Origin of the sequence: Okeania sp. SIO2C9, assembly GCF_010672455.1 — a bacterium.
In the GTDB taxonomy this organism is placed as follows: domain Bacteria; phylum Cyanobacteriota; class Cyanobacteriia; order Cyanobacteriales; family Microcoleaceae; genus Okeania.
The window spans coordinates 92347-105013 of sequence record NZ_JAAHGO010000004.1 but is presented as its reverse complement, the minus strand read 5'-3'; the positions used below and the strand labels follow the sequence as shown (position 1 = coordinate 105013).

Sequence of the window (12667 nt, the reverse complement as noted above, 5' to 3'; positions counted from 1 at the left end):
TCTTTCAGAGTCTACTGTTCCCTGTTCCCTGTTCCCTGTTCCCTAGAGCGTAGCGCTGTAGATGAATTGCACTGTAAATTTTATAAAAAAATAATGATCAACTCAGACAAAATAAATATTTCACAGCAACAACCTAAAAAAGGTAACCATGCAATAGTAATTGGTGGTAGTATCGCAGGGTTATTAGCAGGACGAGTATTAACAAACCATTTTCAGCAAGTAACAATAGTAGAACGCGATCGCTTTCCCGAACATCCCCAATTTCGGCCAGGAGTAGCTCAAAGCCATCATGTCCATGTACTATTATCCAAAGGTCAACAAATTTTAGAGCAACTGTTTCCTGGTTTAGTCGAAGATTTGGAAACTTCTGGTTCCCTAAAAATTGATTGGGCAGCAGAATTTCCATGGTATAATTTATTTGGTTGGCAACCTCGGTTTCGTTCCGATATAAAAAGTTGTCTTTGTAGTCGCCATCTATTAGAGTGGGGAATACGCCGTCAATTAACTGCTGATTACAGCGTGCAATTCCTAGAAAGCACTCAGGTAAAAAACTTACTCAGCAACGTTAGTAACTCCAGAGTGACAGGAGTACGAATAAAGTCAAATTCTCACGAACAAGATTTAACTGCTGACTTAGTTGTTGATACTAGTGGGCGAAATTCCTCTCTACCTAAATGGTTAACTGCTTTAGGTTATCAAGCTCCTGAAGAAACAGTAATAAATTCTTTTTTGGGCTATAGTAGTCGATGGTATAAGTGCCCAGAGGGTTTTCAGACAGATTGGAAAGTATTAGCAGTAGCAACAAAGCCACCCAATGATCAACGTGCGGGGATAATTTATTCGGTGGAAAACAATTTTTGGGTGACTACTCTTTATGGTATCAACAAAGATTATCCTCCTACTGATGAAGTTGGTTTCCTAGAATTTGCCCGTAGTTTGCGAAATCCCATTGTCTACGAATTTATTAAAGATGCTCAACCCATTTCCCCTGTCTATGGATACCGACGTACAGAAAATCGCCTCAGTCATTACGAGCAATTATCAAGACTACCAGATGGTATTGTTGCTATAGGTGATGCAGTATGTTGCTTTAATCCTGTTTATGGTCAAGGTATGACTGTAGCTGCTTTGGGAGCGATCGCTCTCGACCAGTGCTTGCAAAGTAATCCCAGTCTTAAAGGTTTAAGCAAGTATTTCCAGAAGCAACTTGCTCAAGTAAATTCTATGCCTTGGTTAATGGCAACTGCGGAAGACTTACGTTGGCCAGGTACAGAAGGTGCTAAACCAGACTGGATGACAAGATTAATACAGAAATATTTAGACCAGGTATTGCGACTTTCAGTAGAGCACCCGGAAGTTTATCAAAAATATATAACAGTCATGCAACTGACTCAACCTCCAAAAATTCTGTTTCAACCTGATATTATGGCAAAAATTTTGGGGCAGATAATCAAAAATAATCAACAATTTGAGTCAACAGATCGAGATCAAAATATTCCTCAACTGCTTTGCTAAATCACTTTGATTTGTCAATCCGAATAGCTAATAGCTAATTGTATTATTTATGATTAGCTATTAGCCATTATCTACTAAATATCTATCTTCCTCAGCTCTTCCGCAAGAGCATCTACAGTGAAGCGAATTTGCTCCTCTGTATGATTACAGGTAATAAAAAAGCGCAGTCTAGCTGCATTGTGTGGCACAGAAGGATAAAACATAAACGGTACATTAATTCCCCGCTTAAATAAATTTTGGGATAATAGTACAGACTTAATAGACTCACCCACAATAATAGGTATCACTGGAGAGTCTTTACTCATACCAGTATTCAAACCTAGTTCGCGAGCAGACTCCAAAAATAGTTGAGACCTTTCTTGCAATTGTGTAACCCTTTCAGGTTCCGCCTTCAACAAACGAATAGCTGCTAATACTGATGCTGCATCTGGTGGGGAAATACCGACACTATAGACAAATCCTGGGGAAGTATATTTAAGATATTCTACTAATGCTTTGCTACCAGCAATATAACCACCACAACTAGCAAAAGATTTACTTAAAGTACCCATCCATAAATCAATATCATTGGGGTTGACCCCAAAATACTCACTAATACCCCTACCATGCTTGCCAATGGTACCGATAGAATGAGCCTCATCTACCATCAGAAAAGCTTTGTAACGTTGTTTAATCTCAATAAATTTCGGTAAATCTGGAATATCACCATCTGTACTATATACACCTTCTATAGCAATAAGTATCCGTTTATAACGATGACGGCGATCGCTCAATAACCTATCCAAAGCTTGCCAGTCATTATGAGGAAAAGCAATAATAGTTGCTCCCGATAATAAACAACCTTGGAAAATACTATTATGGCTCAAAGAGTCATGGAGAATTAAATCATTTTGCCCAAACAAATGACTAATAGTAGTTACATTAGTAGCATGACCCCCGACATAAACAATACTATCCTCAACGCCAATAAAATCAGCAATTTCTCTTTCCAATTCCTGATGTAACGGCTTTTCTCCTGATAATAACCTACTGGCAGAAACAGAAGTACCATAGTGATCGATAGCTTCCTTCGCGGCATTAGATACTGAGGAGTCGCCACACATACCTAAATAATTGTAGGTGGCATAATTAACCAATTCCCTACCATCGATAACTGTGGTATTATTATTAATCCGTTCTTGAGGTATAAAAAACGGGTTACCAATACCTGTAGCATTAATTTCTGCCATTTGCTTTTGCAGTTGCAGATATTCTGGGTACAGGTCGAAGTTATAATATTCTAAAGGAATTTCTTCAGTTTCAATAGTTGGATTAGAAGTTGGGACCTCAGCCTCATCTTCTAATTTTTTGTGAATATTTGGCCCTGTATCCTGGGTGGTATCTTCCACTAAATATTCAGCTAAAGCCTCAATAGTGGGATAATCCAATAACAGAGTCGGAGGAAGTCGCCGACCGAGGAGATTTTCTAGTTCTCCAGAAAGATTGACCACTTCAATTGAATTAAGGCCATAATCAATAAAGTCCCGCTCAATATCTATCTCATGGATATCAAGTTCTAGTCTTTCGGCTAATTGGGATATCAACCAGGACTTAATAGTTTCTGTAGACGGGGATAATTTTGGGACTTGCAAGGCAGGGTCTGGATCGTTGTTTGCTAAAGACAGATTTTGGCTGTCTTTCTCATTCGTAAGCTGGTTCAACAGTTTCATTGTTCACTCCTGCACCACATTAAAATTGCTCATAACTCAGTTTTTTCTAGTAGCTTATAGGGAATAGCATATATTGGGGTCAAAAATCCCCCTGGAAAATCAGAAATCAAGTTTCCGAATTACTTGGATGAGATTTTGACTTGTGACAATTACCTGAAATAGCCAACTATTCTAACTGATTGACCACCCCAAAAAAACACTGGGGAAGCCATGATGGTTATGTGCCATTATCTTATACGAAGTAGGAAGAAGGAGCTATGGGGAAGTCAGAAGTCCCCAAGTCAGAAGTCAGAAGTTAGAAGTCAAAAGTTATAGGGAGCAAGATATGAGCAAGGCAGCTATGAGCAAGGCAGCAAGATATGAGCAAGGCAGCAAGATATGAGCAATGTGCGCTGGCATATTTACAAATTGCAGGAGATGTCCAATAGCTAAAATCTTATATTATCGGTTTTTTATTCCCCCTTCCGGAGCAGATGAGCTGTTGCCTTCCGGAGCTGCGCACAGCGCTATATGAACAAGGGAGCAAGATGCTCCCACTACTGTTGTCCTTGACCAAAATAATTACAATAGGGCGTGACCGATCTAATCTAAAAGTATTGACATATAAAGACTTTAGGCTTTTTGGGGTCGAATTGCAGTGCCTGGGAATCAGCTCTTGACGCTCATTTTTGAGCGTATTTTAGGCAAGAGTATGACAGAAAAATCAAGGAACAAAACTTAACTCCTACCTCCTCTATAATTCCCCGTTCCTCCTGTCTCTTGTCTCCAGTATAGCTGTCTCCTACTAAAAGACTTCCATAAGCAAACCCTACAATAGATCCCCATTACAATGCACCACCACCAGTCATTTAAGCTATGAGGATGTCCACAAAAAATCATCAGACTTACGCAAAGATACTACATATAGCGAGCAAAAACTATAACGTTAGAGATATGTAGTGTTTAGCACTTCTTCAATGCCCATTTCTTGAATTATTCAAACATAGCAACTGCCAGGTTGGTGTTTGACAATTAGTGCGAGCATCTTGCTCGCGTCATAAATCATCATAATTACCCGATGTCCTAACTATAGTGGTGACTGCTATACCTTTCATTAATTGATAATTGATAATTACCTCGGGTTTTAACCGTTACGGAATAGAATATAAGGAAATTTTATCTCAACGTTGGCCCTTGACCCGCGCTCTCCCGAAGGGGAGCACAGGGATGGGAAAACCAATCAATAAGAGCGGTTTTTACACATAGTATGCTATTCTCAATAGAATTAGGCTGCTGGGCTAGCAGTGTCAGTCTGTGGAGCGCGCCTTTAGACCAGAAAGAGGTTTGGCCTCAAAAGCAGGTGCGGAGCGAAGCAGAAAGTCCAGCAGCCGCAAGGTTTAGGAATCCCGCGTTGTCGCGCTATGGGCAACGTCGGGAGGATGTCAATTCTTTTCTCTTGGTCGATTGGATATGGCGCAGGTTTCGGAGCCATCCCACCCAACGGGGAAGCTCCGAAGATCGGCCGCTTTTTTCCCCTTAAAAGGGTCGGCTTTAAACCAGAATTGTTTAATTATTAATTATTAATTATTAATTATTAATTATTCGGTAAAGTTCCTGTCAAAAAACCATCACGACAGGCATAGCGCTGAACTTTACCACTAGAAGTCTTAGGAATAGCTCCTGGCTTAAGCAATAATACCCGATAAGTCTGTAAGTCGTGATTTCTTGATATAACTCGTTGGATAGACTTAATTAAATCCTGAGAAGAATTGGAATTTTCCGTCCCAGATTTGCCATTACGCCGACCAACTTCCCGAAAATTACGTTCCACCTCAGCCACTACTACTAGATGTTCTTCTCCAGCAACCTCCACTGAAAACCCGGCCACACAACCTGGTCTAATTAGTGGATGACTTTGTTCGACTGTCCATTCAATGTCTTGGGGATAGTGATTCCGACCATTAATAATAATCACATCCTTGAGACGACCCGTCACAAATAATTCCCCACCCTCCAGAAACCCTAAATCTCCAGTTCTCATAAATGGCTCTTTTCCAGGAGCTTCAGGTAAATAAGCCTCAAAAGTCTGCTTTGTTTCCTCTAGTTTGCGCCAATAACCCCCAGCAATACTTGGCCCCGATACCCAAATTTCTCCAACTTCACCCTCGGTACAGAGAGTTAATTTTTCTGGATGGACAATTTTAATCTGTTGGTCTGGCAAAGCTTGACCGCAACCAACTAATGTTTTTGTGGCTTCAGTTTCTGAAGTAGTTGAAATAATCTGATTTTGTTCTAATGCGTTAGTTGCAATAGTAGTTTGAACTGGTGGGGCAAATTTATCGCCTCCAGAAATTATCAGAGTAGCTTCTGCCATCCCGTAACAAGGATAAAAAGCTTCTCGACGGAAACCACAAACTTCAAAAGTTCTGGCAAATCTTTCTAAAACTTGGGCACTAATAGGTTCAGCACCATTAAATGCCACTTCCCAACTACTTAAATCCAAATTTTGCATCTGTTCGGCCTTAATTTTACGGACACACAAATCGTAAGCAAAGTTAGGTCCACCACTGGTAGTCCCTTGATATTGAGAAATAGCTTGTAGCCAGCGCACCGGACTTTGCAGAAACATTAACGGAGACATTAAAACTACTGGAAATGCTCCATATAAAGGTTGCACTATCCCACCAATTAAACCCATATCGTGGTAAGGAGGCAGCCAGATTACTCCTTTGCTTTCTACAGAATGTCCAAAACATTGATGAATCAGACTAGAGTTATGCAAAAGGTTATTGTGAGTAATCATTACTCCTTTTGGTGTGGCTGTGGAACCGGAGGTATATTGGAGGAAGGCAAGGGTATTTTCGTTGATATTAGGTTCAAGCCATTTTTCTGCAACATTGTCTGGAATATAGTCAGTGGCTAACCAACCTAAATTATTTAATTCTGGGGTTTCCGAGGCACGACGTTCTAGGGTAGAGATGATAGATTTAGTTGTTAGAGCTACTTTGGCCTCTGTATCTCTAATAATTGTTTGAATGCGGGCCAGGGAGCGATTTGGTCTAGGGGGATAGGCGGGAACTGCGATAATTCCAGCATAAAGACATCCAAAAAAGGCGCTAATATACTCTAGTCCCGGTTGATAGATGAGTAAAGCACGTTCTCCAGGTGGACATACTGATTGGAGATAGGCAGCGATCGCTCGTGAACGTTGTTCTAGTTGTTGATAGGTGAGGCTAGTTGTTTCTGTTTCTCCGTCTACTAAAAAGGTATAGGCTATTTGTTTGGGGTTTTCGATAGCTCTGTTTTGTAATAAATCTACTAAAGTTTTAATTTTTTTATCTACAATATTCATTTGATTTTTAATAGAAAAAGCCAGTGTTCAGGCAATTAATTTATAGCAGAAGGAAGGAAGAAGTAAGAAGGAGGTTTTAGTTATCTATGATATATTTCCCTGGGTTGGCTTTTGATTAAAAATCGATCTAAAGTTGCCAAAATATATCAATTTATTAATATTAGAGCTATTATTTAAGAGGATATCTGAAAAGTTTTTTGATACTGAATTTTGCCCCCCTAGCCCCCCAACTTTGGGGGGGGACAAGAGTCAATTTGCGTCTAAAAGTCCCCCAAAATTGGGGGATTTAGGGGGCGAGTGATGTAGCATCTAAAAGTCCCCCAAAATTGGGGGATTTAGGGGGCGAGTGATGTAGCAAATGGGACTTCTCAGACAACCTCTAAGTCTGAAATAAAATGACACAACAACATATAACCTTAATTACTGGTGCAAGTCGGGGAATAGGTTTCTCTACGGCAGAATACCTGGCAAAAAAAGGACATCTAGTAATTGGCCTAGCACGTCACGTTCCAGAAAAACTCTTTCCTGGTGAATTTGTCACAGTCGATCTGAGCGATCGCGATGCCACAACAGAAACTCTGGCTAATTTAACCAAGCAGTATGCTTTTGATGGAGTGGTAAATAATGTAGGAATAGCACACCCAGAGCTACTAGAAGAAATAACACTAGATAATTTCGATGCAGTTATTGACTTAAATTTGCGTGTTGCTATCCAAACTGTGCAAGCAGTGGTGCCATTAATGAAGGCAAAAAAGTGGGGTCGTATTGTTAATCTTTCCAGTATTGCTGCTTTGGGTGCGCAAAACCGTGGCACTTATGCTGTCAGTAAGGCCGGAATGATTAGTTTAACTCGCACTTGGGCTTTGGAGTTGGTCAAGAATGGGATAACCGTTAATGCTGTTGCTCCTGGGCCTATTGACACAGAATTATTTAGATATTATTACCCATCAGGAAGTGAAGTGGAAAAGCGTTATTTAAGTGGGGTGCCAATAGGACGTTTTGGTAAACCTTCGGAGGTAGCTGCAAGCATTGGCTTTTTCTTTTCAGAAGAAGCAGGTTATATTACTGGGCAAACTCTTTTTGTAGATGGTGGTTGTAGCATTGATGTACATCCTTATTACAAGGCAAGATAACAAAGTCAGAAGTCAGTAGGGGCGGCCGTTCGCCAGTACAGAAGTTATTTTTGTAACGGGGATGGGTGAGCAACTCTCCAAAAATATTGCGCCTTAAAAGGCGGGGTTACGCGACCCATATTATTTTGATAAATATTATTTTACTCTCAAATAAAATGAGACAACAACATATAACCCTAATTACAGGAGCAAGTCGGGGAATAGGTTTCTCTACAGCAGAATATCTGGCCCAAAAAGGACATCTAGTAATTGGCCTGGCGCGCCACACTCCTGAAAAGACCTTTCCTGGTGAATTCTTTACAGTGGATCTGAGCGATCGCGATGCTACAACGGAAACTCTGGCTAATTTAACCAAGCAATATTCTTTTGATGGAATAGTCAATAATGTAGGAATAGTACACCCACAACCACTAGAGGAGGTAAAACTGGATAATTTCGAGGCAGTTATTGACTTAAATTTGCGTGTTGCGATACAAACTTTTCAAGCAGTGGTGCCATCAATGAAGGCGAAAAAGTACGGTCGTATTGTTAATATTTCTAGTATTGCTGCTTTGGGAGCGCAAGACCGCACCAGTTATACAATAGCAAAAGCTGGAATGATTAGTTTGGCTCGCACTTGGGCTTTGGAGTTTGTGTCAAGTGGGATAACTGTTAATACTGTTGCTCCTGGGAGAATAGAAACAGAAATTGGTAGGCGCATTTTTCCAACTGGAAGTGAAGAGGAAAAGCGCTTAATTTGTGGGATACCAATGAAGCGTGCTGGTAAACCTTCGGAAGTAGCTGCAGCTATTGGTTTTTTCTTTTCAGAAGAAGCAGGTTATATTACTGGGCAAACTCTTTTTGTAGATGGTGGTTGTAGCATTGATATACATCCTTATTACAAAGCAAGATAAATTATTGATTCAAATTAACAGGTAAAATTTTAAGAGCAATCTAATTTAAAAGGTAGAAAATCAAGATAGAATTCTTGATGATTAACTGTTGAAAAATGATCGATGACTGAAAATATCTTATATCCCTGGAAACAAGAAACTATAATTCGCCATACTCAAAGACTGTTATGGAGCTATAAATATTGGACTGGTAAAACTCTGCTGGATATAGATGGAACCCCAAAATTTATTGCTCAAGCATTGTGGGAAGCTCCATTTATTGTTGTTTCTCACGGTATGGAAGAAAACCCGATCTTCAATTATGGTAATCAGCAAGCGTTGGATTTATGGGAAATGAGTTGGGAGGAGTTGACTCATACCCCTTCTCGTCAGACAGCAGAACTTCCAGAGCGAGAAGATCGCCAGCTATTACTGACTCAGGTAAAAACTCAAGGTTATATTAGTGGTTATCGGGGGATTCGTATTTCCAGCACAGGTAAACGGTTTTGGATTTCAGATGTTACCGTCTGGAATCTTCTAGATGAAAATCAACAGCAATGTGGTCAAGCTGCTACTTATCAGCAGTGGGAGTATATTTAGTAGTAGTTAATTGTGATTATCTAGACAAGAATCTATTAGGTATTTTAGACTGCATTTTTTGTGTAATGCTTGCTCATTAATAGACTGAAATGTACAATTTAAATTGATAAGTTTTTTGATTTTTTTATGTAATAAAACCACTATAAATACTAAGATAAGTCTGAAAATGATCATGTTTTTAAAGGAATAAAAGCAATGAATATGATTAAAGAATTTGAAGGCAAAATTACTCTAATTACAGGAGGTAGTTCAGGTATTGGTAGAGCTGCTGCCCTAGCTTTTGCTAAAAAAGGAGCAAAAGTAGTGATTGGCAGTCGTAGGGAAAGAGAAAGTCAAGAAACAGTGGCAATGATTAAAGAAATAGGTGGCGAAGCTATCTTTGTGAAAACAAATATTACTCAAGCTACTGAAGTTGAAAACTTAGTTAATCAAACAATTAATACTTATAATCGTTTAGATTACGCCTTCAATAATGCAGGTACAGAAGGGATATTAGGACCTAGTATTGAACAAAGTGAAGAAAATTGGAATCAAATTATTGATACCAATCTTAAAGGAGTTTGGTTATCAATGAAATATCAGATTCCCGAAATGTTAAAAAATGGAGGGGGTGCAATAGTAAATAATGCTTCTATGTTTGGGTTAACTGGTTTTGCTAATGTTTCAATTTACTGTGCTAGTAAACATGGTGTAATAGGGTTAACAAAAGCTGTTGCTTTGGAACAAGCAAAAGCGGGTATTAGGATTAATAGTGTTTGTCCTGGTGTAATTCAAACAGATATGGTTGACCGTGCTTTTGGCAAGGATGATGATAGTGAAGCTAAAGTACAAATGGCAGCAGCACACCCTATTGGTCGTATTGGTCAACCAGAAGAAGTAGCTAATGCTGTTGTTTGGTTATGTTCCGATGCGGCTAGTTTTATTACAGGTCATTCCCTAGCAATAGATGGTGGTTATACTGTGAAATAGTTCGAGTTATATTTCCTGTTTAGGTCTAGCATTTGTACAAAAAGAGGAGGTTTTGCAAATAGCAACTCCTCTCTTAAAACTGCTAAATTATCCACTGAATCCTTAAATATATTCTTTACCATAATTACCAGAAAAATTACCGGAAAATCTGAATTTACCTGATGGAAAAGTGCTATTACTTAAACCATCAAATCATTAAATTCAAAGATTCAGTAGAAATTAAAAGAATGAAAATTAAAATCCAAAATCTTGGTGTATTAAAGCAAGCTGAATTTACTCTTGCCGATATGACGATTATTTGTGGTGGCAACAACACTGGCAAGACTTATGCTACTTATGCTTTATTTGGATTTTTATATACTTGGAAACGGATGCTTTCTATTAATATAGACAATCAAATTCAGCAATTATTTGCTGAAGGTGTAATTAGTATTGATATACAAGAATATATCGAACAGACTCAAAAAATTGTTACTAAAGGTTGTCAAGAATATACTGAGCAATTACCAAATATTTTTGCAGCAGCACCTGAACGATTCAAAAAAACGAAATTTGATGTCACTGTTAATATAAATGATATTAATTTGAAGAAGAAATTTGAGCAGAACATCGGTTTGCCAAGTGGAGAACTTTTTTCACTTACTAAAAATGATGATAGTACAGAATTAGTCGTGACTCTTCTAGTTGAACAAGAAAAAGTTAAATTTCCTACTGATCTTATTAAGCATATTGTTGCAGACGTTCTCAAAGAAATTGTTTTTTCTCAACTTTTTCCTAAACCTTTCATCGCTAGTGGAGAAAGAACAGGTGCTGCTATTTTTCGCAAAGAGTTAAATTTTGCCCGCAACCGTTTGCTTGAAGAAATGAATCAGGCAGATGATAAGATCGATCTAGGAAAGTTTTTATTTCAAGGATATCAAGATTATCCACTTCCAGTTGAACAAAATGTAGAGTTTACAAGGAAACTAGAGAGAATTTCCAAACAACGTAGTTTTCTTTATAATGACTATCCTGAAGTTTTGAATGATTTCGCCGATATTATTGGAGGTGAGTATACAGTTACTCCCAATGACGAACTTTATTATATACCGAAACAAGGGAAACAACCTCCAAAACTGTCTATGCTTGAAAGTTCTGGCGCTGTGCGTTCTTTACTAGATATTGGTTTTTATCTAAAACACGAAGCTCAACCAGGGGACTTACTCATGGTAGATGAACCATAGTTAAACCTACATCCTGAAAACCAGCGTCGTGTTGCTCGACTATTTGCTCGACTTATTAATCTGGGAATCAAGGTTTTTATTACTACTCATAGTGATTATATTATCAAAGAATTAAATACACTAATTATGCTGAATCACGATAAACCTCATCTTAAACGCATTGCTGAGGAAGAGGGTTATCAAACAGAAGAATTAATATCTGCTGAAAAGATTACAGCGCTTTTCGCTCTTGATGAACCACATCTTCACAAGCAAAACTTTGTAGGGGCGATTCGCGTTTGCGGAGCATTCCGTAGGAAATCGCCCCTACTGTGGTCTACCCAAATGAAAACCGCTGTAAGATGTATATTGCGGAAGAAAAATCTATTCAACTAGAAGGTAAGAAAAGAGAAACTAAGTGTAAAACTCTGATGTTAGCAAATATTGACCCCGAAATGGGTATTGAAGCTCGTAGTTTTGATACAACTATTGAAGATATGAATCGAATTCAGGAAGCGATCGCTTGGGGCGAAGATTAATGGTTGATTCGGATATTGTTATCCTTAAAAAGATGATTCAACCGAGAGCTACAGTAGTATTAGAATCTGAATATCAGAAGAACATTGTCAAACTCACAGAAGATTGTGATAGCTACACTGTAACTATTTATGGAATGCCAAATGATGATGAAGTTATCGTGATTAAAGTGGATACTTTTAGCGCACCAACTACAATTTTCCAGGCAAATCGGGGTGAATGCAAACGTGCAGACTTTGCCATTATTGCCGATATTATCGAAAAAGGAAAATTTATCGTCTTTATTGAAATGAAGGGAGGAAAAAAGACATCTAAAGAAAAAGAGATTATCCAGCAACTCAAAGGGGCGAAGTGTTTTGTTGAATATTGTCAAGAAATTGGTAAATCATTTTGGGAGAAACGAGATTTTCTTGATAATTACAAATACCGTTTTGTCAGTATTAAGAATATCAAAATTCCTAAGAGTAAAACACGATATGAATCTAAAGCTAAGATCCACGATACTCCAGAAAATATGTTAAAAATTAGCTCTCCAAATCACATTCAATTTAATCATTTGATAGGATATAAAAAATAATTAGGGCTTGCTGATTAATTATCAACATATTTACAGATAAAGACTTTAGCCTTTTTGGAGTCGAAAAAAGTGCGCCTATTTCAGTCTAAAAAGCTCAAAAAATTAGTATTTTATATCATGTCTGGATAAGAGCGTGATGAAAAAACTTATCACGAGTGCTTAAACAATAAATCTTTCTATTTTCCCTACTCCCCTACTCCCCCGCTCCCCTACTATCTTAAT

10 protein-coding genes and 1 pseudogene are annotated in these 12667 nt (G+C 38.4%); 9 read left to right on the top strand and 2 right to left on the bottom strand.

The features are described 5' to 3' along the window. The first annotated feature begins 93 nt into the window (after positions 1 to 93). On the top strand, positions 94 to 1515 hold the full coding sequence (locus tag F6K23_RS04660) for an NAD(P)/FAD-dependent oxidoreductase (RefSeq protein WP_293151262.1): 1422 nt from the start codon (positions 94 to 96) through the stop codon (positions 1513 to 1515). A 74-nt stretch (positions 1516 to 1589) separates the two neighbouring features. On the opposite strand, the gene F6K23_RS04655 is transcribed toward F6K23_RS04660, so the two are convergent. Further along, complete coding sequence (locus F6K23_RS04655) at positions 1590 to 3224, bottom strand: aminotransferase class I/II-fold pyridoxal phosphate-dependent enzyme (protein ID WP_293151259.1); 1635 nt, start codon at positions 3222 to 3224, stop codon at positions 1590 to 1592. Positions 3225 to 4797: 1573 nt separating this feature from the next. Continuing rightward, positions 4798 to 6555: a fatty acyl-AMP ligase gene (locus tag F6K23_RS04650; RefSeq protein ID WP_293151256.1), complete on the bottom strand. Its 1758-nt coding sequence runs from the start codon at positions 6553 to 6555 to the stop codon at positions 4798 to 4800. A gap of 395 nt (positions 6556 to 6950) precedes the next feature. Between F6K23_RS04650 and F6K23_RS04645 the strand changes: the two genes are divergently transcribed. The 8 genes and pseudogenes from F6K23_RS04645 (at position 6951) to F6K23_RS04615 (ending at position 12445) form a co-directional block, all read left to right on the top strand. Next, positions 6951 to 7688: an SDR family oxidoreductase gene (locus F6K23_RS04645; protein WP_293151253.1), complete on the top strand. Its 738-nt coding sequence runs from the start codon at positions 6951 to 6953 to the stop codon at positions 7686 to 7688. Positions 7689 to 7843: 155 nt separating this feature from the next. Then, the gene (locus F6K23_RS04640) at positions 7844 to 8581 is read left to right on the top strand and encodes an SDR family oxidoreductase (protein ID WP_293151250.1); all 738 of its coding nucleotides are present in this window, start codon (positions 7844 to 7846) and stop codon (positions 8579 to 8581) included. Positions 8582 to 8683: 102 nt separating this feature from the next. Further along, complete coding sequence (locus F6K23_RS04635) at positions 8684 to 9160, top strand: MEKHLA domain-containing protein (protein ID WP_293151248.1); 477 nt, start codon at positions 8684 to 8686, stop codon at positions 9158 to 9160. 201 nt (positions 9161 to 9361) lie between these two features. Further along, entirely contained in the window at positions 9362 to 10129 is a 768-nt protein-coding gene (locus tag F6K23_RS04630; RefSeq protein WP_293151246.1) for an SDR family oxidoreductase, read from the top strand. A 227-nt stretch (positions 10130 to 10356) separates the two neighbouring features. Beyond that, entirely contained in the window at positions 10357 to 11352 is a 996-nt protein-coding gene (locus F6K23_RS04625) for a hypothetical protein (protein WP_293151243.1), read from the top strand. A 15-nt stretch (positions 11353 to 11367) separates the two neighbouring features. Continuing rightward, positions 11368 to 11727 (top strand): annotated as a pseudogene (locus F6K23_RS41460) (hypothetical protein); the annotation flags it as partial. Then, a complete protein-coding gene (locus tag F6K23_RS04620; RefSeq protein ID WP_293151240.1) occupies positions 11664 to 11870 on the top strand; it encodes a hypothetical protein in 207 nt (68 codons plus the stop codon). The pseudogene F6K23_RS41460 and the gene F6K23_RS04620, both read left to right, overlap by 64 nt. A gap of 32 nt (positions 11871 to 11902) precedes the next feature. Continuing rightward, positions 11903 to 12445 carry a hypothetical protein gene (locus F6K23_RS04615; RefSeq protein WP_293151238.1) on the top strand — a complete coding sequence of 181 codons (543 nt, stop codon included), beginning with the start codon at positions 11903 to 11905 and terminating at the stop codon, positions 12443 to 12445. Positions 12446 to 12667: the final 222 nt, after the last annotated feature.

Excerpts from the sequence above, each read along its gene's own strand:
- F6K23_RS04660 (WP_293151262.1), top strand. The coding sequence starts at position 94 with ATGATCAACTCAGACAAAATAAATATTTCACAGCAACAACCTAAAAAA.
- F6K23_RS04655 (WP_293151259.1), bottom strand. The coding sequence starts at position 3,224 with ATGAAACTGTTGAACCAGCTTACGAATGAGAAAGACAGCCAAAATCTG.
- F6K23_RS04650 (WP_293151256.1), bottom strand. The coding sequence starts at position 6,555 with ATGAATATTGTAGATAAAAAAATTAAAACTTTAGTAGATTTATTACAA.
- F6K23_RS04645 (WP_293151253.1), top strand. The coding sequence starts at position 6,951 with ATGACACAACAACATATAACCTTAATTACTGGTGCAAGTCGGGGAATA.
- F6K23_RS04640 (WP_293151250.1), top strand. The coding sequence starts at position 7,844 with ATGAGACAACAACATATAACCCTAATTACAGGAGCAAGTCGGGGAATA.
- F6K23_RS04635 (WP_293151248.1), top strand. The coding sequence starts at position 8,684 with ATGACTGAAAATATCTTATATCCCTGGAAACAAGAAACTATAATTCGC.
- F6K23_RS04630 (WP_293151246.1), top strand. The coding sequence starts at position 9,362 with ATGATTAAAGAATTTGAAGGCAAAATTACTCTAATTACAGGAGGTAGT.
- F6K23_RS04625 (WP_293151243.1), top strand. The coding sequence starts at position 10,357 with ATGAAAATTAAAATCCAAAATCTTGGTGTATTAAAGCAAGCTGAATTT.
- F6K23_RS04615 (WP_293151238.1), top strand. The coding sequence starts at position 11,903 with ATGATTCAACCGAGAGCTACAGTAGTATTAGAATCTGAATATCAGAAG.